At 42.1% G+C, this 25,530-nt stretch carries 19 protein-coding genes and 1 pseudogene; 8 read left to right on the top strand and 12 right to left on the bottom strand.

Annotation, left to right across the window (positions count from 1 at the left end):
- Positions 1–119: 119 nt before the first annotated feature.
- Positions 120–1,184 carry a hypothetical protein gene (locus LU279_RS02245; protein ID WP_274420640.1) on the bottom strand — a complete coding sequence of 355 codons (1,065 nt, stop codon included), beginning with the start codon at positions 1,182–1,184 and terminating at the stop codon, positions 120–122.
- Between the two features lie 75 nt (positions 1,185–1,259).
- Positions 1,260–7,886 (bottom strand): DNRLRE domain-containing protein, encoded by a 6,627-nt coding sequence (locus tag LU279_RS02240; RefSeq protein WP_274420638.1) that lies wholly within the window; start codon positions 7,884–7,886, stop codon positions 1,260–1,262.
- Between the two features lie 271 nt (positions 7,887–8,157).
- Here LU279_RS02240 and LU279_RS02235 point away from each other — a divergent pair, with 271 nt between their 5' ends.
- The 3 genes from LU279_RS02235 to LU279_RS02225 all read left to right on the top strand — a co-directional run bounded on the left by LU279_RS02235 (position 8,158) and on the right by LU279_RS02225 (position 12,465).
- Positions 8,158–8,463, top strand: coding sequence for a metal-sensing transcriptional repressor (locus LU279_RS02235; protein WP_274420635.1), 306 nt, complete (start codon positions 8,158–8,160; stop codon positions 8,461–8,463).
- Between the two features lie 46 nt (positions 8,464–8,509).
- Entirely contained in the window at positions 8,510–11,071 is a 2,562-nt protein-coding gene (locus LU279_RS02230) for a heavy metal translocating P-type ATPase (protein ID WP_274420633.1), read from the top strand.
- A gap of 143 nt (positions 11,072–11,214) precedes the next feature.
- Positions 11,215–12,465: a chloride channel protein gene (locus LU279_RS02225; RefSeq protein WP_442870141.1), complete on the top strand. Its 1,251-nt coding sequence runs from the start codon at positions 11,215–11,217 to the stop codon at positions 12,463–12,465.
- Between the two features lie 174 nt (positions 12,466–12,639).
- Here LU279_RS02225 and pyk read toward each other — a convergent pair whose 3' ends face one another.
- The 3 genes from pyk to LU279_RS02210 form a co-directional block, all read right to left on the bottom strand.
- The gene (gene pyk, locus LU279_RS02220; RefSeq protein ID WP_274420629.1) at positions 12,640–14,070 is read right to left on the bottom strand and encodes a pyruvate kinase; all 1,431 of its coding nucleotides are present in this window, start codon (positions 14,068–14,070) and stop codon (positions 12,640–12,642) included.
- A gap of 101 nt (positions 14,071–14,171) precedes the next feature.
- Positions 14,172–14,909 carry a tRNA threonylcarbamoyladenosine dehydratase gene (locus LU279_RS02215; RefSeq protein WP_274420627.1) on the bottom strand — a complete coding sequence of 246 codons (738 nt, stop codon included), beginning with the start codon at positions 14,907–14,909 and terminating at the stop codon, positions 14,172–14,174.
- Between the two features lie 5 nt (positions 14,910–14,914).
- Complete coding sequence (locus LU279_RS02210; RefSeq protein WP_274420625.1) at positions 14,915–15,535, bottom strand: DUF3877 family protein; 621 nt, start codon at positions 15,533–15,535, stop codon at positions 14,915–14,917.
- Positions 15,536–15,848: 313 nt separating this feature from the next.
- Here LU279_RS02210 and LU279_RS02205 point away from each other — a divergent pair, with 313 nt between their 5' ends.
- The gene (locus tag LU279_RS02205; RefSeq protein WP_274420623.1) at positions 15,849–17,090 is read left to right on the top strand and encodes an MFS transporter; all 1,242 of its coding nucleotides are present in this window, start codon (positions 15,849–15,851) and stop codon (positions 17,088–17,090) included.
- A 129-nt stretch (positions 17,091–17,219) separates the two neighbouring features.
- Here LU279_RS02205 and LU279_RS02200 read toward each other — a convergent pair whose 3' ends face one another.
- From LU279_RS02200 to LU279_RS02185, 4 genes are read right to left on the bottom strand one after another with little or no spacing between them, the layout of a single operon-like run.
- Positions 17,220–17,477 (bottom strand): hypothetical protein, encoded by a 258-nt coding sequence (locus LU279_RS02200; protein WP_274420621.1) that lies wholly within the window; start codon positions 17,475–17,477, stop codon positions 17,220–17,222.
- A 29-nt stretch (positions 17,478–17,506) separates the two neighbouring features.
- The gene (locus LU279_RS02195) at positions 17,507–18,259 is read right to left on the bottom strand and encodes an EFR1 family ferrodoxin (RefSeq protein WP_274420619.1); all 753 of its coding nucleotides are present in this window, start codon (positions 18,257–18,259) and stop codon (positions 17,507–17,509) included.
- 24 nt (positions 18,260–18,283) lie between these two features.
- Positions 18,284–18,562, bottom strand: a complete 279-nt coding sequence (locus tag LU279_RS02190; protein WP_274420617.1) for an acylphosphatase — start codon at positions 18,560–18,562, stop codon at positions 18,284–18,286.
- Between the two features lie 59 nt (positions 18,563–18,621).
- Entirely contained in the window at positions 18,622–20,379 is a 1,758-nt protein-coding gene (locus LU279_RS02185; protein WP_274420615.1) for an IS1096 element passenger TnpR family protein, read from the bottom strand.
- Between the two features lie 287 nt (positions 20,380–20,666).
- Here LU279_RS02185 and LU279_RS02180 point away from each other — a divergent pair.
- From LU279_RS02180 to LU279_RS02165, 4 genes and pseudogenes are all read left to right on the top strand, one after another.
- Positions 20,667–20,871 (top strand): annotated as a pseudogene (locus tag LU279_RS02180) (helix-turn-helix domain-containing protein).
- 165 nt (positions 20,872–21,036) lie between these two features.
- A complete protein-coding gene (locus tag LU279_RS02175) occupies positions 21,037–21,261 on the top strand; it encodes a DUF3791 domain-containing protein (protein ID WP_274420614.1) in 225 nt (74 codons plus the stop codon).
- Positions 21,254–21,820, top strand: a complete 567-nt coding sequence (locus LU279_RS02170; protein ID WP_274420612.1) for a DUF3990 domain-containing protein — start codon at positions 21,254–21,256, stop codon at positions 21,818–21,820. The genes LU279_RS02175 and LU279_RS02170 overlap by 8 nt, the downstream gene beginning before the upstream one ends.
- Positions 21,808–22,059, top strand: coding sequence for a hypothetical protein (locus tag LU279_RS02165; protein ID WP_274420609.1), 252 nt, complete (start codon positions 21,808–21,810; stop codon positions 22,057–22,059). The genes LU279_RS02170 and LU279_RS02165 overlap by 13 nt, the downstream gene beginning before the upstream one ends.
- Positions 22,060–22,388: 329 nt before the next feature.
- On the opposite strand, the gene LU279_RS02160 is transcribed toward LU279_RS02165, so the two are convergent.
- From LU279_RS02160 to LU279_RS02150, 3 genes are all read right to left on the bottom strand, one after another.
- A complete protein-coding gene (locus LU279_RS02160) occupies positions 22,389–23,420 on the bottom strand; it encodes a CPBP family intramembrane glutamic endopeptidase (protein WP_274420607.1) in 1,032 nt (343 codons plus the stop codon).
- 11 nt (positions 23,421–23,431) lie between these two features.
- Complete coding sequence (locus LU279_RS02155; RefSeq protein ID WP_274420605.1) at positions 23,432–24,553, bottom strand: sensor histidine kinase; 1,122 nt, start codon at positions 24,551–24,553, stop codon at positions 23,432–23,434.
- Positions 24,554–24,696: 143 nt separating this feature from the next.
- The gene (locus LU279_RS02150) at positions 24,697–25,410 is read right to left on the bottom strand and encodes a LytR/AlgR family response regulator transcription factor (protein WP_274420602.1); all 714 of its coding nucleotides are present in this window, start codon (positions 25,408–25,410) and stop codon (positions 24,697–24,699) included.
- Positions 25,411–25,530 lie beyond the last annotated feature (120 nt).

Genomic DNA, 25,530 nt, shown 5'->3' with positions numbered 1-25,530 from the left:
CCATTTCTCATGAAATTCTCTTAAAAAAGAGTACAAAAAAGGAAGCGGCAGGGGAACCGCCTCCTTAATAATTAATTTGCAATTACATATCCGCCTGTTCCTCATCCCCCCAATGGTATTTACCGTTCATTATATTTTTCATTCAGTCCCATAAGCTCCAGGAAATTCTCTCTCATTTCACAATATTTTCTCTTTCCACGCCAGATTCCATAATTATCCAAAACTTCTAAAATTGGATATTTCATCTCTTCATCAAATTTAAGAACTGCCACCAAACGATTTCTCCCTTTCTTCTGATCTACTGTCTGCATATTTAAAAGACAATGCTCTAATTCTTCATTAATCTCCTCTACACATAACAAAAAACTAAATGATATGTTCTCTGTTTGATATCTCTGCCAAATCTTATTTTTCCATAAATTCGCAAAAATCTCATTCTGTCTTTCCATTTTTTCTTCAGTATATCTGGACATTTGTATTACTTGAAATATCTGTAATTCTCCATCCTTTACACGAAGATAACTGTCTGAAAACTCCCCATTCATGTCAGTTGAATCAACAAACTGATAACCATTTTTCTGGCATAATTTTCTCAAAGTTGTCCGTATTTTTTCTTTGGAAATAAAATAACTGCAACGAAAAGGACGATAAGCTGCCAATCCACAATATTTTGTTATATGACTAAAAGGTTTCCAAATTCCATTCTCTTCTGTATATCGAAATGATTCATTATAACTCCATGCATAAAATACGCGAAAACCAAACCAGACAAGAAAAATTATCCAAAACAGACTCCCTGCGAAAATAGTTACTCCTTTTTTATAAAAAAATGGCGGTATTTTTCTATAACATAAAATGCATCCCCATATAGGAATTTCCACTATAACCAACACTATCTGACAGTAATACAGCCCTTTCACATTCGCCCATAAACAACTGGTACTTCTCGTATTTTTTCTAAAATACCCCTTATTATATAATGGATTATGTGTATTCCATCTGTCTGCCAACACATAATAATTTCTATCATGAAAAAAATTTGCACTGGGAATTAGTAGAATTCCTGCTAAAACGCAACCTATCATCCAAAAATCTTTTCCAAATATTCCAAACCACTTAATTCCCAGACACAAATTCATAAAAGAACCCATCATGCCAAGTAAAAGTCCAACTGTTTCTCCCATATTAAAATTATCCTCTTTTCCTACTTTTTTCTTAATATCGGCAGGTTTTAATTCCTGCCAATATTAAAAATTTTATTACATACAGACTATTTGATCATAAATAAACACATAACGAACTCCCTTTTCTCTTTTTGGCTTAGTTCCAACAATTTCATGAATGCCCCGTTGAGCAATTGGGGAAACTATTCCTGATGTCACATAACTTTCTCCTGACCATGCAGCTGTTTTGAATATTTCCACAGCATAACTTCTATTCTCTGCAGATTTTGCTCTATTCTTTTTCCACAACCAAATTGTCTTCTTATCTATTTCATCTAATTTGTTTATGTGAATTTTTTTCAGTTCTTTATACCCTATTATATCCAATGTATTTTCTACTCTACCTAAGCCAATTGAAACATATCCTTCTATTGCCCCATTAATAACCGCATCTATCAATTCTTCTCCATCATCTATATAGCTAGAAGCAATTTCTCCTGCAACACCCACTGCAAGCTGTACTCCATTCGATACACCTCCTATAAATCCCATCGCTGTTGTCAGCCCTGATGTTCCTGCTGCAATCCAGCTTACCTCTTTAAGAGATTTTCCGTCAAAAATCATTTGCTCTGCAACAGACGCTGCAGCACCTACCACAAATGATACTGCTGCTGCAATCCAAATATCCCCGTCACCGTCTCTTCGTGTCAGCGGATTTTCATCACAGTATACATACAGATTTCGGTTATGCAGTGTTTCCATAGATGCCTTAGCTACTCCAGTTTTATCCGCACAGATAAACCTTCTCAACTCCGGATCATAATATCTGCTCTTCAGGTAGTACATCCCTGTTTCTTTGTCGTAGTAGTATCCTCTGTAGCGAAACGGGTTCTGCTGGCCTACGGTGTCCTTCAGGCTTCCAGTAATGCTTAAAATCTTACCCCAGCTGTCATAAGTATAGTTTACCACCGTGTTTCCATCCTCGTCAATAAGAGCAATGATATCGTTCTGAAGGTTTCTTACATAGAAATAGTTTTTTCCTCCAATAATAATGGAAACAAGGTTGGCATTGGAATCGTAAGTGTACCAGAAGGTCTGTCCATTGGTGATCTCTGATACCAGAAGTTCCCCTGCCATTCGGTATTCGGTGGCTGTACCATCTACGACTTTCCTTGTTCTGGAGCCTGTATGATCGTAAAAATACTGGATGTTCTTTCCATTGTTCACCCCGGCAAGCTTTCTGCCCATAGTCCAGCGATAAGTAATATTTCCTCTGGTCAGCATGTTTCCGATTGCATCATAGGTCATTGCTGTGCCGTTCCAGTTCACAAGCTGGTCTTTCCAGACAGAAGCATAAGCTCCTGTTTCTGTTCTTTCCGGGAAAGCGGGAAGCTCTCCTGTGGTATATGCATACTCCTTCACCTCAGTCAGATTTCCGCCCAGATCATACTCGTAAACAAAAGTCTTATTCTGGGTCTGGCTGTCTTCACGGATCAGCTGGTTTCTCTCATCATAGCAGAAAGTATCTGTCTTTGCCGCTCCGGAGCCTGATTGATCCTGGATCCTTGTGATATTTCCGTTTTTGTCATACTGATAGGTAAGCTTTCTGTCTCCCACAGTCAGTCCTGACGGCATAGCATGTTCCTGATTTCCGTTTGCTGCCGGATAAGCCACCTTTACTGCAAAAGCCTTTTTGGTGCTGAGAGTTACACCTGCTGCCCTTCCCAGCTTATCGTAAGTACTAGTCTTTGTATAGCCTCCGCGTACCTTTGTGGTCTGTTCCCTGCCGTCTTTATCATAAGTATAAAGAGTCGTAGTATGGGAAACGCCTGCCTTGTGGATCAGCCTTGTCATGTGATTGGCTTCATCGTAAGTATACTCATAAAAAGAACCTTTTTCATCTCTTACACGCATCAGGCGGTCAAGGAAATCATAATCCAGATCATAGATTTTACCTGACATATGGTTCACAACCCGACAAAGATTTCCCTCTTTATTATAGGTATAAGTATTCAGCTTCTGCTCTGTTCCGCCGGAAAATTCCCTGAAATAGCTTTCTGTCATCCGATCCTGATTGTCGTAGGTATACCGGATCTCATTTCCATTTGCATAAACAGTCCTGCTGAGGTTTCCGTTTCCACTTTCATAAATATACTGTACCACCTGGCTGCCTGCAATGGATGCGGCTGTTGTGTTTCCAAAGGCATCATATTCAAATCCATATCGGAATCCGTTGTGGTCAATGGACGTCAGTTTGTCCTTTGTATAACCATAAATATTTTTTACCATCTGCTTTGTTCCGCCTGCAGTTACTTCCTGGGAAACGGAGGTCATTCGATCTGCAGAATCATACTCATAGCTTAGCCTGTTTCCCTGTCCGTCTATCAGTGAATTAAGAAGATCTGACTTCTCGTTCCAGTCATACTGAGTTCTGTTACCCTCTGCGTCTGTGACAGACGCCACATGGTTTTTATCTGTGGTAAAAGCTCTTGTGATCCAGATACCTTTATCCTGAACGTCAGTCTGCACAGTACCGCTTTTTGTGATGTTTCCGTTTCCGTCATAGACCAGACGGTTCACCACGCCCATAGCAGAAGTTCCCTTTGTCACGTTATGTTTTTTATCATACTCATACTTGAATTTATTTCCCTTTGGATCCGTGATCCCGGTCAGGTCGCTGTTTTCATTATATTCAAACTTTGTGGCATTTTTCTGGGAATCCACAGCAGAGATCACATTGTTTTTGTCATCATAGGTGTAGCTCTGTCCAAATTCCTCCCGGTACAGGGAAAGTCCATCAAAAAAGGCAAGGTTGGCGTTTCTGCAGTAAGTATAGGAAACCTTAATACTGGTGTAGTCCTGTTTTGCCACATAAACGTCGCCCAGGAACTGCCAGTCAAGAATATCCGGACTGAAATTGGTATAATGAATATCATTTTTTCCGTCTGCCCCTACAAAAACCACTTCTACACCAAAGCGGCGGTATTTATCATTATCTGTTTCCGGTAGACAGGTTCCCCGTCCCCAGGCATTGACCATGTAAGTGTCTCCTTTTTTGCCTGTGAGATCCAGGATTTTTGTAAGACGCTTGTTTACCTGAGTATTGCCTATGAAACGGTATATATATTTATCCAGCCCGCCTACTCTTTCGGGAACTATGGATACCGCACGTTTATCAACTTCTGTTGCCATATTCAGCTGACAGTAACGTGCATTCAGAAAACAGAAATTCTTTCCACGCTGTACTGCATACCATTTCTGATTTCCTGTCATACAAATTCCACGCACTGCAATTTTCTGTCCTGCTTTTAATGTGATAACTGCTTTTCCTGTCAGCGATGGAGTATCAAATACTTTATCCTCCTGCTTCATGGTACAGACAGGAGCATTTACACTGAGGCGAATGACATGATCTCTTTTTATATATCCAAAATAACGTTTTTTATCAATCTGCATTGCCACATAGTACCATTTTTGTCCTCTCGAATCTGTTGTGACGGAACGGATCACCACACTGGTTCCTCTGGGTATCACTTCTTCTACAATATTCCCACTGTCAGAAGCTGAAGCTCGCAAAATTGCTCCTGTAACCGCAACTGCCCCACAGTTATCTCCATCATTTCCTCCAAGATATGCAAACGCTCTGCTTACCGGAAAATATCCCCGTTTTCCTTCTGCATTTTCTACCCTGTACCACTGACTGTTTTCATTTGGAAGGGAAACAGAAGCATAAAGCTGTGTCCATTTCTGTACACTTGCGACTTTTTTTCCATTCAGGGATGGTCTGTCATAAATATACGAAGTTCCTGCTGCAGTTACCGTCACAACACGGTTTACCGGTCTTACATTTTCAGATCCGACTGATGTCAGACCATCCTCATAATATGCCTTCTTTTCAAAATCCGTACTTCCCAGCTGGAAATCCCCGTTGTCGATCAGATTACATCTGCTTACAGTTGTTCCCGTTTCCAGCTGAGCCATGTCACCGTATACCACACCTGAAGCATGATATAAATAAAGATATACACGCACTGTGGGATCTTTAGAGTCGGAGGGCACAGTAAAGGTACGGTAAAGACGTACGAAACCGCCTGTTGTTTCTTTCAGGATTTCACTGTCCAGATAAACCCATTTTCCATTTTTGTCAATGTATCTGATCCTCAGCCTTGCGCCTCCATCTTCTGCCGTCTGCTTCATTTCTGTCTTTACATACATAGAAAAGGTATACGTCATTCCTGCTTTCAGCTTTACATCCTGCGCCCAGCTTACATATCCTTTCAGAGAACTGCTCTCTGCTTTTAAGGATCTGGTTCCTACTTTGCAGTGCTTCTGATCCGTATTGACAGATGCTGTTCCTGATGCGTCTGTTCCGATAATCTTTCCCCATGCAGACTTAGCTGCCTGAATGATCGGGTCCTTCAGAAGCTGAACTACATTGGTCTGAAGCTTTGTGGCGTTTTCCAGACAGTTCACATGATTTCCGCTGGTATTGAACCGTGCGCTGGCAGCGTGACCAAAGCCGTCATGAATGTGAAGAAGGTTTCCGCTGTTGTTAAAACGATAGATTTCGCTCCGTTTTTTATTGTCTGTGAATTTTGTGCTGTTATAACCGTAAGTCAGGGTCAGGCTGTTTCCTTTCACATCCCCGCCAAACTCCGTGATTCTTTTTACACGATAAGGGCTGGAAGTATAATATTCGTAATTAACACGGTATCCGTCAACATCAGCCAGAGAAGTAAGCATATGGTTTTTATCATATGTGTAGTTTACAGTTTCTTTGTCAACATCAATGATTTTTACCAGATCTCCATTGTTGTACCCGAACAGCTTCTTTTTCCCGGAAGGTGAGGTAATCTCATGAAGATAAGTGAGCTTACCCTGGCTGTTTTTCCGATAAGTAAGAACTGTCTTTCTGCCTGCACCATCTATAACATAGATCACTCTTCCATCCTTCCAGGCAACAACAAGGGTATTTCCATTTTTGTCCTTTACTTTTACCAGATATCCGTTTCGGAACATCAGCTGGTTATTTTCCTTATCATGGATCACAAGCTGTTCGCTGGCATCTGCATGAATAGTCACATAAGATTCTGAACCGCCTTCCTCCAGCCATTTGGATTTTTTTGAATCATAATAAAAATAATGAACCGTTCCGTCTCCGTCTGTATGCTGATAGTAATCAGTTCCTGCAATTTTGACTTTTTTCAGCGTCTGATGATAACTTAGGGCAAATCCGTAGCCATATCCCAGATTCACTTTTCTGTTATTGGAGTTATATACATGAGCAAGACTCATAGGTACGCGGCTTCCGCCGGTTGCCATAGTATCATGGATCAGGATCAGGTTTCCGTTATAATCATTTACATGAACGGTTCCTGCTCTTCCCACATCCTGACTGTGGTAGCTCCAGTAAGACTCCAGACCTGAATAATTCACATAAGAAAGCTCAATTCTGGGGCGCATATCCTGAAATCCGTTGTCGCAGTCAGAGGACAAAAATTCTGTATATCCGGAAAGCTCTTTGTCATTTTTAAACATCAGTCCGTAGTTGCCGCCGTTCTGATACCAGTCCTTTACCATTCTGGTAATATCCAGTGTAATGTATTTCTGCTGATCTCCTTTGTATCTGCATATATCCTCCACAGTATCGGAATAAAGAGGCTTATTGTACCAGTTAATGGAATCGGATTTCCAGCCATGAAGCACCTTATGCACCGCCACGGTATGTTCCTTTCCGTCTTCAGCCAGTGAAACAAGTACCAGTCTGGCATTGATAACCATATCGCCTGTTTTGATCTCCGGAAGCTCAAATCTTACAAAGCTTCTCTGTACCTGATCGCCGCCCTTATTTTTCAGAATAATACTTGTCTGGAAGTTATCCTCCTCATACAAGGAATCCACATGGGCGTCATAGATTTCTGAAGCTTTTTTGGAGGTTGTTGTTACCGGGTCGATGACTACCGGAAACAGGCGGTTCTCAGATCCCAGCCATTCCATATCCGGCAAAAATGTAATCCTGCACACATCTGTATCTGTTTCTGTAAGGCTCAGACGGATTGCCTCTGATTTTTCGCCTCCGGCGTCTTTCATGCAGGGCGCATGAACGCAGAACACTTCCTGTTCCTCCCTGTCTAAAAAAGAAACCACATTGTTGTGCAGTACAGGACGAAGATTTTTCATCTGATAAAAACAGCTGTAAGTATCGGAAACCGCTTCCGGTTTATGAAGGATCAGGTCTTCCTTTACTCCTTCCCCGTGAATACGGCAGCGAAGCTCTGCCCCGTCAAAAATGTCCTTATAAGAAACTACGCTTTTTTCCTGTTTCCGGGCTTCCGCAGAAGTACCTCCCTCCAGTCCCCAGGAAAGAAAGCTGTCTTTCCGACTCAGGTACACTGTGGAAGCCGGCTCTGCTTTTTTACTCAGGAAAATCTTCATGTCCCCTTTTCTGTTCAGAAATCCCGGGATTTTATTTTCCTGTTCTGATCTTTCCATGTTTTTTTCTGAAAAATTTCTTTTTTTGCAAAAGCTCTGTAAATTCTGCGGTATTTTTGTTTCCTGAAGGGTATCGTCCATTTCCTTCCAGTCTCCGCCTCTGTCCTGATAGTGTACAGGTTCCAGATAAATCTCTACTGTTCTGGAATGATCCTGATTTTCAAATACTTTTCTGTTTGCAGTACGCTGATCTGCAAGCTCTGTTCGTTTCATGCATCTCATCTGTTTCATGATTTTGTTCTCCTTTGCTGTTTTATTATTTATTTGTGTAATTCAGGTCCGGCTCTGTTTTACAATCAATACTATAGCAAACAAACGTTCTTGTTTTCCATAACACATCTGTATAATGCGCAAACATTTGTTTGTATTTTATTACCAGAATATTTTCCGTTGACAAAATACCCTTCCAGGGTATATGATGACGATATAAGAATACCTCTATGGGGTATATTTACAAACATAATTCATTTTGATCATAAATAAATCAAAGGAGGGATTTACAGTGACTGAAACGACATCCTGCTGCTGCACCAAAAAAACAGTGCGTCCGGAGGAAGAGCGCAAAAAGCTTATAAACCGGCTGAAAAGAATTGAAGGACAGGTCCGAGGTATTATAGGAATGCTGGAAAACGACGCCTACTGCAATGACATTCTGGTTCAGTCCGCCGCAGTAAACGCTGCAGTAAATGCTTTTAACAAAGAACTTCTTGCCGCCCATATTAAAGCCTGTGTGGCAAGGGATATACGAGAAGGCAAAGACGAAACCATTGACGAACTTGTGGCTACCTTACAGAAGCTTATGAAATAAGGCTGTGCGCGGAACAGACAGTCTGTACACAGCAGAAGGAGGAAATATGGAACAATATCAGGTAACAGGAATGAGCTGCGCAGCCTGCAGCGCACGGGTAGAAAAAGCTGTTTCTCACGTTCCCGGGGTAATCTCCTGCTCAGTCAGTCTGCTCACCAATTCCATGGGAGTAGAGGGAAGCGCCTCACCTGGGGATATTATAAAGGCTGTTGAGGAGGCCGGTTACGGAGCCTCTCTGAAAGAAGCTGACAGTCAGCAGTTCTCTGCATCCCAGGCTGCGGAAGCTCTTGCGGATCACGAAACTCCGGTTCTGAAAAAACGACTGATCGCCTCTGTGGGCTTTCTTCTGGTTCTTATGTATTTTTCCATGGGACATATGATGTGGGGCTGGCCTGTGCCTCAGTGGTTTGAACACAACCATGTTGCCATGGGACTTTTACAGCTGCTTCTTGCAGGAATCGTTATGGTTATTAACCAGAAATTTTTTATCAGCGGATTCAAAAGTCTGTGGCATCGTGCTCCCAACATGGATACTCTCGTTGCCCTTGGCTCCATGGCGTCTTTTATCTGGAGCGTGTATGTGCTTTTTGCCATGACAGGCGCTCAGGTCAGCGGAGACACGGCTGCTGTGGAAAATTATATGATGGACTTTTATTTTGAATCTGCGGCAATGATCCTTACTTTGATCACTGTGGGAAAAATGCTGGAATCCCGATCCAAAGGAAAAACAACAGATGCGCTGAAAAATCTTATGAAGCTTGCGCCAAAAACAGCTGTTGTGATCCGTAACGGACAGGAAATCACGATCCCTGTAGAACAGGTCCACAAGGGAGACATCTTTGTTGTCCGTCCGGGAGAAAACATTCCTGTAGACGGAGTGGTTCTTGAAGGAACAAGCGCAGTAAATGAATCAGCGCTCACAGGTGAAAGCATTCCTGTGGACAAGGCTGCCGGAGATATGGTATCTGCAGCCACTGTCAACCAGTCAGGATTTATCCGCTGCGAAGCCTCCCGGGTAGGCGAAGATACTACTTTATCCCAGATTATAAAAATGGTCAGCGACGCTGCCGCCACCAAGGCTCCTATTGCTAAAATCGCAGACCGGGTTTCCGGGATCTTTGTGCCTGCTGTCATCACTATCGCTGTGATCACAACTATTGTGTGGCTTCTTACTGGACAAACCTTCGGATATGCTCTTGCAAGGGGAATTTCTGTTCTTGTTATCAGCTGCCCCTGCGCCCTGGGACTTGCCACTCCGGTTGCCATTATGGTAGGAAACGGCATGGGCGCCAAACACGGTATTCTTTTTAAAACAGCTGTATCTCTTGAAGAAACAGGAAAAGTACAGATTGTGGCTCTTGATAAAACAGGCACCATTACCAGCGGTCAGCCGGAAGTTACTGACATTCTTCCTGGGGAGGGATTTTCAGAAGAACAGCTTCTGACGCTCGCTTTTTCTCTGGAACAAAAAAGTGAGCATCCTCTGGCAAAAGCAATTCTAAAAAAAGCTGAAGAGCTGAAACTCTGCGCTTCTGAAATCTCTGATTTTCAGGCGCTTCCCGGAAACGGACTTTCCGGCGTTATGAACAGTCAGACTCTTCTGGGAGGAAGCATGAAGTTTATCAGCAGCCGTGTTTCTGTGCCGACTTCTCTGAAGCAGCAGGCTGAACATCTGTCAGAACAGGGCAAAACCCCTCTTCTCTTTGCCTCAGGCAATAAGCTGGCGGGTATCATCGCAGTTGCCGATGTGATCAAGGAAGATAGTCCACGTGCTGTTAAAGAACTCCAGAATATGGGGATCCGGGTTGTAATGCTTACCGGGGACAACGAAAAAACTGCCCGGGCTATCGGAAAACAGGCAGGAGTGGACGAGGTGATCGCAGGAGTTCTCCCTGATGGCAAGGAAAGTGTGATCCGCTCTCTGAAAGAGCAGGGAAAGGTTGCCATGGTAGGAGACGGGATCAATGACGCTCCGGCTCTTACAAGGGCAGATATCGGCATTGCCATAGGCGCCGGAACAGACATTGCCATTGACGCGGCAGACATTGTTCTGATGAAAAGCCGGTTAAGCGATGTACCTGCCGCTATCCGTCTTAGCAGAGCTACCCTGAGAAATATCCACGAAAATCTTTTCTGGGCATTTTTCTACAATGTAATAGGAATACCTCTTGCTGCAGGAGTGTGGATCCCCATCTTTGGCTGGACCTTGAACCCCATGTTCGGAGCTGCCGCCATGAGCCTTTCCAGCTTCTGCGTTGTCACAAATGCCCTTCGGCTGAATCTTTTTAAGGTTCATGATGCAAGCCGGGACAAAAAAATCAAACAGGCTGTTTCCATTCAGCCGAAAAAAGACTATAATGAAAGTAATAAAGAAAAGGAGACTACTGCTATGGTAAAAATTACAGTAAATGTTGAAGGAATGATGTGTCCTCATTGTGAGGCCCATGTAAATGAAGCTGTCAAAGCTGCTTTCCAGGCAGAGGATGTTGTTTCCTCCCACGAAAAAAAGACAACTGTTTTTACTTCTCCGGAACATATAGACGAAGATAAGATCCGGGAAGTTATCAAAAACGCAGGATACGAAGTAACTGGAATCACTGAGGAATAAGCCGGATACAAAAAATGTATCTGCACTGCTATTGAAATACAGAAAACGGGTCATGGTCATTTTTGTCCGTGATCCGTTTTTTAAAGAATGAGGGGGAAATCATGGATACCACACAGAAAAACAGGGAAAACAAAAGCCTTCGGATGATTCATTTTTATGCCAGGCGAATATGGAGAGATACGTCAAACCTTATGAAATGGCTGATTCTGGCTGTACTTACAGGTCTGACAGTAGGAGCCGTAAGCAGCGTCTTTGCAGGAGCGCTGAAATCTGTCACGGATTTTCGTGCGCAGAATCTTCAGGTATTTCTTTTGCTTCCGGTTTCAGGTCTGTGTATTGTATTTCTGTATCAGAAATTCGGAAAAGATGACGGCGGTACCAATCAGGTGCTTTCCACCATCCGCTCTCAGGATGATGTTCCTCTGCGTTCTGCTCCTTTAATTTTTATCTCCACTCTCCTGACTCATCTTACAGGAGGATCCGCAGGACGTGAGGGAGCTGCCATACAGCTTGGGGGAAGTATTGGCAATCAGCTTGGCAGCTGGTTCCGGCTTGACGAAGAAGACCGGCATGTAATTGTAATGTGCGGCATGAGCGCCGCCTTTTCTGCTGTTTTTGGCACTCCTATGGCTGCCGCCGTATTTTCTATGGAAGTGGTAAGCGTTGGAGTTATGTACTATGCAGCACTCCTTCCCTGCGTGATCGCTTCCCTGGTTGCCGCCAGATTTGCAGTCAGCTTCGATATTCATCCGGAAAGCTTTCATGTATCCGGGATTCCTGAGCTTTCCGTTGCTTCCGGACTGAAAATGCTTCTTGTAGCAGTTGGCTGCGGCATCGTAAGCATTCTTTTCTGCGTTGCCCTGAAAGGTATCGGACAGTTTTATTCCCGTTTCCTGAAAAATAAATATCTGCGTATTGTCGCAGCCTCCGGAGCTATTATTGTGATCACGCTTCTTCTCCAAACAACAGATTTTATGGGCGCAGGAAATGTACTCATTGAAAAAGCAGTGGAAGAAGGGCAGACCCGGCCTTTTGATTTTCTGTGGAAGCTGATTCTTACTGCAATTACCATGAAAGCAGGCTTCCGGGGAGGAGAAATTGTTCCCTCCTTCTGTATCGGCGCCACCTTTGGCTGTGTTATGGGACAGCTTGTAGGACTTTCACCTTCCCTGTGCGCAGCTTCCGGAATGGCCGCCCTGTTCTGCGGTGTTACCAACTGCCCCATTACCTCCATTCTCATTGCCTTTGAGCTGTTTGGATTTGAGGGTGTTTCCTATTATCTGATCGCGGTTTCCATCAGCTATGCTGTTTCCGGTTATTATGGACTTTATAAGGATCAGACCATTGTATACTCCAAATATAAGGCAAAATATATTAACAGACATACAAAATAACCATCATTTATAAAAAACGCTTCTCTCAAAACCATATGCCTGAAATGGCACCCGGAATCTTATAAGACAGAACAATGCCCGATATCAGTTCACATAACCGATATCGGGCATCTCTTTATTATACCTATCAATAAATTGGAAGATAAATTTGTAAATTGCCTTTGCAGCGTAAGATCAATACTCTCCCACTACTGTAGCTTTAATAAGGTTCGTATTTCCGGAACGTCCCAGCGGAACGCCTGCTGTCAGAACAACCACATCTCCTTTTTCTACATAGCCGGCTTCTTCTGCCGCTTCTGTAGCATGGAGCAGAAGGATTTCCATGCTGTACTCTTCCTTAATATGAATAGGTGTGATACCCCAGGACATATTAAGCTGTCTGCATGTGTGTTCCTCCGGTGAGCATCCTACGATCATGCAGCCCGGACGGTATTTGGAAACCATTCTCGCAGTGTTTCCGGAACGGCTGACTGTAATAATAGCCTTTGCGCCAAGATCAATGGCTGTCATACAGGTAGCGTGGGAAATAGCTGTTGTCATATTTTCAGTAGTCCCATGATCTCTGGAAAGAATGTTAAATTGTTTGTTATATGCGATATCACTCTCTGTACGAAGAGCAATCTTTATCATAGTACGAAGAGCTTCTACCGGATATTTTCCTGCCGCAGTTTCACCGGAGAGCATGATCGCGCTTGTTCCCTGATAAATGGCATTTGCCACATCGGTTGTCTCCGCACGGGTAGGTCTTGGATTTTTCATCATGGAATCCAGCATCTGAGTTGCTGTGATCACCTGTTTGCCTGCATTATAAACCTTGTTGATAAGCTCTTTCTGAATAACAGGAACATCCTCCAGAGGAATTTCCACACCCATATCTCCACGGGCGATCATGATTCCGTCTGCCACTTCCATAATGCTGTCAATATTGTCAACACCCTGCTGGTTTTCAATTTTGGCAATAATGTTAATATCACGGCCGCCGTTTTCATCCAGGATCTTACGGATTTCCAGAACGTCATCTGCAGTTCTGGTAAAGGAAGCTGCAACAAAGTCGAATCCCTCTTTGATTCCAAAAAGGATATCCTCTCTGTCCTTTTTGCTGATAAACGGCATATTTACATTTACACCCGGAAGGTTCACACCTTTTTTGTTGGAGATCACTCCTCCGTTTATGACAACACAGTGAATCTCTGTTCCCTGGATCTTTTCCACTTTCAGGCCGATCAGACCATCATCGATCAGAATACTGTCGCCGGGCTTCACATCCTTATAAAGTTCTTTGTAAGTAACAGATACTTTTTCTTCTGTTCCCTGAATATCCTCTGCGGTCAGGATAAATTTCTGACCTTCTTTTACGGTAATCTTACCTTTTTCAAATTCCTTAATACGGATTTCAGGTCCTTTTGTATCGAGCAGCGCAGCAATGGGTCTGTTAATCTTTTTTCTGATCGCCTTTAATCTTTCAAGACGGCCTTTCTGTTCTTCATGAGGACCATGAGAAAAATTGAATCTGGCAACATCCATCCCCTCGATGGCAAGCTGTTCCAGTATTCCTTCTTTATCAGTTGACGGACCCATAGTACAAATAATTTTTGTTTTGCGCATATCAAACTCTCCTTCTCAGATTTTTACGAAATATAAATTTATTTTATAACAAAAACTATCTTTTACACAAGCAAATTTATGTAAAAAAATCGTAGAAACATCTAAAAATTTATAAGCTCTTTCAGAACTTCCCCTGCAAGGATCAGTCCTGCCACTGACGGAACAAACGCTACTGAGCCCGGAACGGAGCGTTTTTTAGGCGCTGTCTCCGACTGTTCCTCACTGTAGGAGCTGAGTGTTTCCTGAGATGGCATAACCGGAGACTCCTGAGAATAAACAACCTTCAGCTTTTTTATTCCCCGTTTTTTCAGCTCACGGCGCATTACCTTTGCCAGAGGACACACGGATGTTTTATAAATATCCGTTACCTGAAAAGCTGTGGGATCCAGTTTGTTTCCAGCCCCCATACTGCTGATGACAGGAACTCCTGCAGCATATGCTTCTTCCACGATCTGAAGCTTGGCTGTCACTGTATCCACTGCGTCTACCACATAATCATACTGCCTGAAATCAAACTCATCTTTTGTTTCAGGAAGATAAAAGCACTTGTGTGCGTGTACTTTTATATCCGGATTAATATCAAGAATACGCTCCTTCATTACATCCACTTTATATTTCCCTATCGTGCTTCTCAGGGCTATGATCTGACGGTTCAGATTGGTAAGGCTCACTGTATCGCTGTCAATAAGATCGATCTCTCCAATACCGCTTCTTGCAAGCGCTTCTGCCGTATATCCGCCTACTCCCCCAATGCCGAAAACTGCCACACGGCACTGCGCCAGTCTGTCCATTGCAGCCTCTCCGAAAAGAAGCTCTGTTCTTGAAAACTGATTTGCCATAATTTTTACCCCACTAATTTTTCGTAGTCTTCTTTCATAAAACGATGATAAATGGTATGTCCCATTTCCATTTTTATACAGTAATAATAAGGATCGATCTCCTTATCCTGAAAGTACAAAGCATAATCAAAATCATTATCCTGCATTTCAAGACATACATAATCCGGACTGAAGCGTGCGAAACAGTCGCATATATCATGGATGGAAATATCATGGTGCGTTCCAAAAAGCCGTATCATTTCTTTTAGAAAGGGAGGATCCGGGATTTCTCTGTGAACATACTCAGCCCCTTCCGGAGGAATTGTAACTTCCACCCTTCCTCTGCTTTCCCGGAAAGAAACCTGACCCAGACCACTGACCGCAAACTCCGATGAACTGTTCAGCTCATTAAGAATCCTGCTTTTCCGAGCTTTGTTTTCCGTTTTTTTATGATTTCCGTTTTCCTGCTGTATTTTGTCCTCAGAATTTATACCGGAGCTGTTCTCTTCCCATAAAGTTTCTCCCAGAAGAACCATAAAGGATTCCCAGGGAAAGTACAGCCGGATGCTTTCCCGGACAAATCCCAGTTTTATCTGCGCTTCCTTGATCTGATCTGTCATATTTTTTATAAGTTTTTGTTTTTTCATGGTTATATTCTCCATTAAACCAGTTTTCCCACACTGCCGGAACTTATGAATCTCCGGCGCTGCGTACCTCTGAAAACTGATATTTCTGTGTTTCTTTCAGCCTATTATTCAGGTATGTATTATATCATATCTGTATTCTGTTCACAAGAATCCTGTTTTCCTTTGGATTTTGGGCTTATTTTACATTGTTTTGACTTTTTCTTTCCAATATCTACAAATTTTCGTGCTATCCTGTAAAAACTCTGATAAAATAAAAACAGAAACGGCAGCTTCAGTCGGCTACTGTAATCGCAGCTGCCCAAGGAGGATATTTATGAAGTTTAAACTGAACAGTATGGAAAAGAAATGGATTCTCTATGATGTGGGAAATTCGGCATTTACGCTCCTGATTGCTACGATCATGCCTATTTATTTCAATTACCTGGCAGATCAGGCAGGAATTTCCGAAGTAAACTATCTGGCTTACTGGGGATATGCCACATCTGCAGCCACGATCATTGTTGCAATTCTGGGACCTGTACTTGGCGCTGCCTCTGATACAAAAGGACGGCGCAAAAAGATTTTCCTGGTTTCTCTTCTGGTAGGAACTTTAGGCTGTGTTTTCCTTGGATTTACCCAGTCATGGATCTGGTTTCTGCTGCTTTTTGTAATTGCAAAATCCGCCTACTCTTTAAGCCTGGTTGTGTATGATTCCATGCTTCCGGATGTTACTACAGATGAGCGGGCAGACGAAGTATCGGCTCAGGGCTATGCCTGGGGTTATATTGGAAGCTGTATTCCTTTTATTTTAAGCCTGATGCTCGTACTGTTTTATGATAAGATCGGACTTACCATGAAAACAGCTATGGGAATCTCCTTCCTTCTGGTGGCTGTCTGGTGGATCAGCATGAGCCTTCCTCTGCTGAAAAACTACCAGCAGAAGCATTACCAGTCAGTAGCCTCCGGCAACAATCTGGCTGCCAGCTTCCGCCGTCTGAAAGGAGTTTTTTCCGAACTGAAAAACAACAGAAAAATCCTGTTTTTCCTGATCGCCTTTTTCTTTTATATTGACGGTGTATATACGATCATTGATATGGCAACCGCTTACGGAACCGCTCTCGGCCTTGACTCTACAGGACTTCTTCTTGCGCTTCTGGTAACTCAGATCGTAGCTTTTCCGGCAGCTTTGATCTTTGGCAAACTGGCAGGAAGGGTCAGCGCTTCCCGCCTGATCACGGTTTCTATCGGAGCTTATTTCCTGATCGCTCTGTACGGAATTATCCTGAAAGAGCAGTATCAGTTCTGGATTCTTGCTGTTGTTGTGGGAATTTTTCAGGGCGCCATCCAGTCCATGTCCAGATCTTATTTTGTAAAGATCATCCCTGCCAACAAGTCCGGTGAATATTTTGGAATTTACGATATCTGCGGAAAAGGAGCCGCTTTCGCAGGAACTATGGTCGTTTCTCTGATAAGTCAGCTTAGCGGCAGCGTAAACCTTGGTGTAGGAGCACTTTCCATTATGTTCCTGATCGGATTCTTCTTTTTCCGTAAGGCGGACAAAACGCCCCTGAACTGATTATATAAAAAACCTGCATACGCCTGAGGCGCCCCCGGAAAAGCATATTCCAAGGGCGCCTCATTTTCAGTCTGTATACCGTTTTTATTTCATAAGCTGTATCTGATGTTTTTCTATTTCACCAGTTTCTTACTCATCAAAATTTACTTCAAAAACACCTTCCGGCAGACGCATAGTAAGAACGCCAAGATTAAAATCCTGATCCATCACAGTGATGTGATACTCAAAAATCGCATCATCTTCAAATTTTGACAACAAAACATAGGATCCGTTTTCCTTACCCTCAATCTGATCGCAGATATCTTCATAAACTGCTTCCCCGGAAATAGCTCTGGGATATCCGCAGCTTTTAATTTTTTCTTCAATTGCTTTATATAATTCTTCCATATTTTTTCCTCTCTGTATAATTTGGTGTTTTATTTCTCATAAGGACAGTGATACCGTGGCTTTCCAAGTGATTTTTTGCCATATTCAATGGCTTTTGACGGACACTGGGTAATGCAGGCCATGCAGTGAGTACATTTATCCCCCCACTGAGGCATTTCATTCACAAGCCGTATATTATTTAACGGACAGACTTTTACACATTTTCCGCAGCCGGTACAACCGTTATCCACATTAAATTTCTTTGCATGCACAAACAGTGGATAAAAAAGCAGATTTACCGGACCGCTGCACACACTTCCGAGCATGCCTACCGGTTCTTCTGTAAGAGATTCTCCTGCAAAAATCTGTTCTTCTACCCGGCGGATCTTCAGCTCTGAACCTGCAATGATATTTTTTGCCTCTTCCTCTGCCGGAACCTGAAACATGGCAAGATAATTCTCCGGCATCAGAATACCGGCGCAGCCCATGTAGGTAAAAACCTTATCCTCACAAAGCTTCCTGACATATTTTGCAGCGTTTCCAATTCCATCGCCACAGGTCATAACAAAATATGCTTTCATTCCTGTGTCAAATTTTGACTTTCTGATCCAGGTTTCTACAATTTCCGGGATTCTCCATGCATAAGTAGGCACTACAAAAACCGCTGTTTCCGGTGTTTTCCCGGAAAAGAACTTTTTCTGCTTTATGGCATCATTCAGAGAATACATCTCATCTCCTGTCTTTTCCTGGATCCGTTTTGCTACAAATCTACTGTTTCCTGTTCCTGAAAAATAAAAAATCATCTGGACGCGCTCCTTTCTGTCCGTTCAGTTCCTCATGGAAAACTTTCTTTCATCTTCTACCAGAGAAAGCTCTTTTACATCCATTTGTTCTATACTGATGTAGCGGTCATGAAACAGAGCCTGAAGGATCATATCAATTGAAGCCTCTTCTCCCTGAACCTGAGCCGTTACAGACCCGTTACATTCATTCTGTACCCAGCCTGTTACATTATATTTCTGTGCCAGATAATACATTTTATATCGAAATCCCACTCCCTGGACTCTTCCCCAAAACGAAAATCCCCGGCGTATTTTTATCCCCATAGCATTTTCTCCATATCCGTCAGCACTTATTTCCTGAAAACCATGCCATCAGCACTCTGTCAGTTTCTTCCACAGCATTTTTTATACTTCTTTCCGCTTCCGCAGGGACATGGATCATTCGGATAAATCTTCTTGCTCTTTTCTTCTCTCCCTGACATATCGTTCTGGAACACTCCCGGGAACCTTGGGCCACTTTCTTCTTCCTCAGGCGCATGACCGCACAGCTGTACTTTTCTGGTTTTACTGTAAGCTTCCATCAGAAGCTCTGCCATTTCCCTTGCCTGATCTTTCGTTTCAAAAATAACTCCGTTTTTGTTCAGCTGCTCCATTGCCTCTGACATAAGCCCGCCTGTATAATATACTCTGTAAATTTCGCAGAGATAGGCTTCTGCCAATTCTTCAGACATTCCCAGTTCCTGTTCCAGTAACTGTCTGATCTTTCTATAAACCGGCAGCTGAGAAGGATAGCCATTGTATGTGCAGTCAACAATTTCCTCCTCTGAAGGAATATAAAATTCTCTGTCTCCCTGATATTCCAGAAGCATACGATAGATTTCTTCCTCTTCCAGCAAGGCCTGAAGACTGATCCTGTCACCGTCAAGAACACATAAATTTTCCTCTTCCGGAACAGACTGGAATAATTCCATAAATTCTTCAAAGCTTACTCTGCACTCTCTTCTTCTGCGGTACATTCTGTATACCACCCTTGCAGGAGCTGTGCCGTAAAGGTATTCAACCATTACCAGACATGCACTCAGCCAGCTTCTTTTTTCCTGAAGCGCACGGAACTCCGGTGTAAAAATCTTTCCAAAAACATCTGAAACCTCTGCCGGAACCTCTGCATATCCGTCATCATAAACTGCCAGATATCCAAGATCACTGGCCCATTCCAGATCTGCCCATTCATTTTCTTCCACATAAAAAAGACCTTTTTTCATTGCCTTTTCAAAAGCCTGGAATTCCCATTCATTCAGTCTCAAAAACTCCTTTTCCATAACCTCAGGCTTTAAAAGTTCTCCGGCAATCCGTCCTGCCAGTTCCTGTTTATCCTGCTCTTCAGCCCCGGAAAGTCCCAAATCTTCCGCCAGAAAAACCAGATCCTCCTGTTCATATGCCTGCAGATATTCTGCAACCTTTGGCTTTCTGCTTCCGGCTGTTTTTTTCATCTCCTTCATAACTGCTTTTGTTACTGTTTCTGCCATGTCCTTTATAAGAGAATTGACACATTTTTTATTATTTTCTGTTTTGCTTACTGCATTTTCACTGAAAATAAGAGCGGCTTTGCCCTGACAGAAATCCTCCTGGATTTCTTTACTGCTTCTGTGATCCGGCTCTCCTGCTTCCGGTATAAACAGTTCTGCCAGACGCTTATTTTTCTTTTCTGTATCTGACCAGAAAGCTTCCTCTGCGCCTGTTTTCTCTTTTACAATTACGGGGCAAAGCGCCTCGCCATCCTCATTGACTGCAGGAATCTTTTTTTCCACCTCTGCCCTGTACTCCGGAAGCTTCTGCTCGTCTGCCTTTACCCGGAAGGTAAACCATGTCATCTTATCCAGCAGGTCATTTACAAATGTATCGGAAGCATTTGCAAAATCATACTGACCAGAAGTCACCTGAGGTTCATTTTCTCTGTATTCTCTCACCTGAACCTTTTCCTGATAAAATTCAAATTCATATCTGTCTGTAAATGAATACTCAAGGATTTCTTCCAGAACCACTGCCATCTGTGCAAAAGTAATATTGGAAGGAACAAAACATCTTCTCCATACCGGCGGCTTCGTTCCTTTTCTTATGATTTTAAGCTGATAAAATTCCATGTTTTCTCTCCTGTACCTGTCTTTCTAATTATCTTTTGTTACTGTTCACCCCATTTACAGCAACTTGGGCAAAATGCATTTTAAATCACTTCCGGTGATGGCATTTTGCCCTCTATATATCCTTCTCATTTCTTCTATTCTACTTCATATTCTCCAAACACACAACAGGGTTTTGCAGGACAGGGGACAAAACAGGCATGAAACAAAAAATATCAAAATTTTCAAGTATTAAACCTAACGAAATCGTGATATAATCAAAATAATCCGAAAAAATATAGAGGAAACTTATGGACGTAAGTTATAACAGATTATGGAAAATACTCATAGATAAAAATATGAAGCGAATAGAGATGCAGTACCTCATTGGGATCAGTGGAAACATTCTTGCCCGGATGGGAAAAACAGTATGTATCAATGGAGACCATTGAGAAAATCTGCAAGAAGCTGGACTGCACCGTTGATGAGATGATGGAATTTACAGATAATGAATAACCGGAGGTTGCTGCAATGACAGATACACAGCAAAGAGCAGCGACGCCAACATTTGAAAAAAACTGAAAAAAACGTGGATACGAAAAAGGCGACAGCCAGATCTTCTGGGTGGAACTTCTGATAACAGTATTTGGTATCTTAAAAAAACGAATAGGAGGATTCATAATGAGTGAGAAAACAGAGATTACTTTTATGCAGACAAGATTAATCCGGCTTGCTTCAGAAGAGTGGCATTTACCTGTTGAGCAGATTATCCACCTGTTTAAAGAAGCTGGTGTTCTTGAATATATAGAAAAATGTTATGGGATTTTTCATTGCGAAGGTGATGAAGCTGTGCTTGAAGATATTACGGAGTTTCTGGAGGGAAAGGGGATAGAGATTAGTGCTTGACTTAAAAGATGGATTTGTTCTCTACCATGGAAGTTATTGTGAAGTAAAAGAACCAGATCTTGCTAAATGTGCAAAGAGAAAAGATTTTGGTCAGGGATTCTATTTAACTACCTCAAAGGAGCAGGCAGAAAGTTTTCTGAGAACTTCAATAGCAAAAGCAATCGCAACCAGAAAAATTGAAGAAGGTCAGAATTATGGATATATTTCAACTTTTGAATTAAAACTTTCCGGGAAACTTGAAACGCATATTTTTGAAAATGCAGATGTGGACTGGTTACATTGCATTGCCGCTCACCGAAAGAAAAAAATGTTTATTGATGTTGAACGTGAAATGGGAAAATATGATATCATTGCAGGAAAAATTGCGGATGATGCAACAAACGCTACTCTTACCGCTTATCTTGCCGGAGTTTTTGGGACTGCAGGTGATAAGGAAGCAGACGATTTCTGCATCAGACAGTTGATGCCAAATAAACTAAAAGATCAATATTGCTTCAAAACAGAATCCGCTATTAAGTGTCTGAAATTTGTGAAAGGTGAAAAGATATGGCTGAAGTAACAATTCCAAAGGAAAAAATAAATTATACAATTGACCTTCTTATCACTATGGTGACAGAAGAAGTCGCAGAAGAGACATGCCGGGACAGAAAAGAGGTATTGACAGATTTTTTATGTTCCAAAACAGGAAAAGCACTATATGATGAAAAAACAAAGCTGTGGTGCAATGGACCGGCATATATAGCTGAACTGTATATGGAGGAATTAAAGAAAAAATGCATTCCAAATCACTTCCAGTGATGGCATTTTGCCCGCTATATATCCTTCTCATTTCTTCTATCTACTTCATATTCTCCAAACACACAACAGGGTTTTGCCGGGCAGGAGACAAAACAGGCATGAAACAAAAATACAGGAATGCCTACATCATCGTCTGACTCTCCTGTATTTTTATTTTCATATATACTATCTATATATTTTAAATTACATATATTTCATCCAAGCACTCTTTAACTTTTTCTCTCAACATAATAGGCATGAAGTTTATATCCCAGCATATCATCTCGAGCAATAAATATCACATAACTCTCTGAAAATTCATCAAAATCAAAGCCTTATACCCTCATCTATTACTGTAAATTATTATTTTCCTTAAACGGCTTCAAAAAGATCACCCATCCGAAGATTAGTAAATTCAGCACAAGGGCAACCGGTATCTCTCCCCAGTGGATCTGCTGGTTTTGAAGTACATCCGCAGAATATGTTCCGGAAAAAACCACGGCCATATTGTTATTCAGGAAATGAATGATCACCGGAACCCAGATATTCTGTGTTTTCATGTATGCATATGCCATAAAAAGGCCCAGGGTGATACAGGTAATAAACTGACTTACCAGAGCCGCCAGTCCCATATCCGGCGTGGTATAGTAGAAAAAGTCAATTGGCAGATGCCATACAGCCCATACACAACCCAGAAGGATCACGCCACCTTTCAGTCCGAAACGCTTCTGAAAAAGAGGCTGAAGATAATATCTCCATCCGTATTCCTCCCCGAAAAATGCCACGACTACCGTAAAAAAGTTTATCAGAACCGTAAAAAACATAATCCAGGTATTAGGATTTACCATTATTTTTCCAAATTCAGAAAGCTGGCCGCCCAGCGCACTGGCAATCACAAATCTGAGAAGGTACAATCCAATAAACAGCAGGATCATAAGAACAGATGTATTCCACTGATTGCTGTTCAGTCCGTAAGCTCTGCGCTTCTCTTTACCGGATGCCAGAAGAAGGATCCAGAAAACAATGCTGCCGCCCATCATGGCATACTGCAGAAGCAGCATCCACTGTGAAAACGGAGCTCCCATAATGTCTATATTTACAGGAAAAAGAACAGAAGCTGCCGCACAGAAAATCATCACTGCTGTCAGCACCACAAAGAATATGTAAAAAGCTTTTGGGAGCTTTTTGTCATCCTTTCTGGTAATTAAATATGCCATCATTACACCGGCTGCCGGATACAGCATCTGCGCATTAGGAAAGGCGCTGAGATCAATTCCTTTTCCGTATCCATACCACATCAAAAGTCCCAGCGCATAGGTGATCCCATATGCTATGATCACATAGATCATAAGCTGTTTTTTCTCGGTCTGCGTAAATTTCATAATTCTCCTCCTTATTCTCCCGGAAATACTGCTGTCACGGAAAAAATCCCGTCCTTTGTGTCTATATTCAGTGCGCCGTGATACTTTTCTACTGTATGACGCACATTTTCCAGGCCAATTCCTTCATGTCCCTGTTTTATGGAACGTCCCGGGGCATAGCTCCCGGAAAAAGGGTTCCATATTTTTACTATTGTAAAATCCTGTATCTGTTCTCCTCTTATTTTTATCCAGAAATTCTTTTTATTTTCGCCTGCCTCTATGGCATTATCCAGAAGATTTGCAAAAATTGTTGTCACATCCATATCGGTCAGGAAATCCAGACTGACACCGCCCATATTACATTCTGCCTGTCCCGGTTCCAGTTTTTTTAATTTATCATTCAGGATCATGTTCAGCATTCTGTTGTCTGAATAAAATTTCAGACCCAGAGAATTCAACATTCCGTGAACGTCCTCAAAATAACCAGTAACATCCGTCTTTGCCGACTGTTCCAGCATATTCAGATGATTCCTGATATCATGAATGATCCTTCTGGAATGATTATAATTATTTTCCATATCCTCATAATACTGATGAGTCAGTTCATTCTGCTGTTTCATCAGTTCCAGCTTATGCTTCAGTTCTCTGTTTTCTGCCAGATCGTACCACACATAAAGACAGTAAATATTTATAGCCAGCAAAAGGATCATACAGAGAATAACTCCCCAGAATCCATGCTCCAGAAAAAAGCTCTCCCCAGAAACACAGTATAGATATACAAGGATCATACTGAACAGCGGAACAAGGACCATTCCTCTGATATGCAGCTCCCTATGATCTTTTACCATACGTTTCTGAACAATCCGGCGCATAAGATAAGTCACGGAAAACAGGCAGATCATTTTAGCCATCACAAGCGTATAATAAGAGAGCATATCCTGGTCAAAGTCGAACTTTTTACTGATATATACAGTAAAGTAAATACCGATCACCTGCGCTCCGTAATTTGCCATTCCGTAGATCAGAGAATACAAAACCCAGGTTCTGCTTCTGTGATAAAAACTCCAGCAGATTACAATGTAATATGCCGTAAGCACGGACATTGTAATGATGTCATTCCACCATAATGTGGGGAGCAAAAAGGTAAGTACCACAAAAATTCCCCAGGCACAGTATCTTACCCATAATTTCGACTCTATCTCTCTGGGCATGGAATACAGAAACTAGATGAAGCTTCCTGTATGGATGAGCAGTTCGATGGTCTGAAAAAAATAATATAAAACATAATTCATTTCCATCATCCTTCCCTTGATTCCAGCCGCGCCGACAGCCAGGCGGTCAGCTCCTGCTTCCATGTTTTCTGTTTCTTCTGGGAAAGTGGGATTTCCATTCCATTATCCAGATAAATATGCTGTCCTTTTACATTTTTCACATGGAGCATATTCACAGAAAAGCTCTGATGAGGCATGGAAAATCCAAAATCCTGCATACGCTTTGCCACATTTCCAATGCGTTCCACCATGTAATATTCTTCTTTGTCTGTCACAATTCGTATCTTTCTGTTTTCGTACTCAAAAAAATAAATAGACTCTACAGGGAGACAGATAATCCCGTCCACCGTGCGAAAATCAAGGATGATCTTTTTGTCCGAAGTTTTCATATATCGGAATATTTCTTCCAGAACATTTATGATCTCCTGACTGTTGACTGGTTTCAGAAGATACTGAAATGCATGAACTCCAAAGGCTCCTGCTACATAATCCCGGTATGCTGTCAGATAAACGATTTTAACCTCTGTATCTACAGAACGGATGGATTTTCCTGTTTCTATGCCATTCATTCCCTGCATGTCAATATCCAGAAAAACCGCATCATAAGACTGATAGTTTTCCAGCAGATCTCTGCCGGACGAAAACACACTTACCTCTACCTGAGGATTCCATTCCAGGATCAGTTTTCTGACCTGCTCCTGAATATTTTTGTCATCATCACAAACCGCAATTCTGTACATTTCTGCCTCTCTCTCCTGCTGTTTTTAATATAATCATTATACCTGAAATTGTAAATACAGTATACATAAGAGATAAAAAACATGTACTAAACGACAGATAGCCTATGCCGAAATCCAGAT

The organism is Blautia sp. XA-2221 (genome assembly GCF_028767025.1).
In the GTDB taxonomy this organism is placed as follows: Bacteria; Bacillota; Clostridia; order Lachnospirales; family Lachnospiraceae; genus Blautia_A.
Note: the sequence above shows the minus strand (reverse complement) of the source record. Positions and strands in the feature narration are given on the sequence as shown.

Coding starts and splice junctions, on each gene's coding strand:
- LU279_RS02245 (WP_274420640.1), bottom strand. CDS start 1,184: ATGGGAGAAACAGTTGGACTTTTACTTGGCATGATGGGTTCTTTTATG.
- LU279_RS02240 (WP_274420638.1), bottom strand. CDS start 7,886: ATGAAACAGATGAGATGCATGAAACGAACAGAGCTTGCAGATCAGCGT.
- LU279_RS02230 (WP_274420633.1), top strand. CDS start 8,510: ATGGAACAATATCAGGTAACAGGAATGAGCTGCGCAGCCTGCAGCGCA.
- LU279_RS02225 (WP_442870141.1), top strand. CDS start 11,215: ATGATTCATTTTTATGCCAGGCGAATATGGAGAGATACGTCAAACCTT.
- pyk (WP_274420629.1), bottom strand. CDS start 14,070: ATGCGCAAAACAAAAATTATTTGTACTATGGGTCCGTCAACTGATAAA.
- LU279_RS02215 (WP_274420627.1), bottom strand. CDS start 14,909: ATGGCAAATCAGTTTTCAAGAACAGAGCTTCTTTTCGGAGAGGCTGCA.
- LU279_RS02210 (WP_274420625.1), bottom strand. CDS start 15,535: ATGAAAAAACAAAAACTTATAAAAAATATGACAGATCAGATCAAGGAA.
- LU279_RS02205 (WP_274420623.1), top strand. CDS start 15,849: ATGAAGTTTAAACTGAACAGTATGGAAAAGAAATGGATTCTCTATGAT.
- LU279_RS02200 (WP_274420621.1), bottom strand. CDS start 17,477: ATGGAAGAATTATATAAAGCAATTGAAGAAAAAATTAAAAGCTGCGGA.
- LU279_RS02195 (WP_274420619.1), bottom strand. CDS start 18,259: ATGATTTTTTATTTTTCAGGAACAGGAAACAGTAGATTTGTAGCAAAA.
- LU279_RS02190 (WP_274420617.1), bottom strand. CDS start 18,562: ATGGGGATAAAAATACGCCGGGGATTTTCGTTTTGGGGAAGAGTCCAG.
- LU279_RS02185 (WP_274420615.1), bottom strand. CDS start 20,379: ATGGAATTTTATCAGCTTAAAATCATAAGAAAAGGAACGAAGCCGCCG.
- LU279_RS02175 (WP_274420614.1), top strand. CDS start 21,037: ATGAGTGAGAAAACAGAGATTACTTTTATGCAGACAAGATTAATCCGG.
- LU279_RS02165 (WP_274420609.1), top strand. CDS start 21,808: ATGGCTGAAGTAACAATTCCAAAGGAAAAAATAAATTATACAATTGAC.
- LU279_RS02160 (WP_274420607.1), bottom strand. CDS start 23,420: ATGAAATTTACGCAGACCGAGAAAAAACAGCTTATGATCTATGTGATC.
- LU279_RS02150 (WP_274420602.1), bottom strand. CDS start 25,410: ATGTACAGAATTGCGGTTTGTGATGATGACAAAAATATTCAGGAGCAG.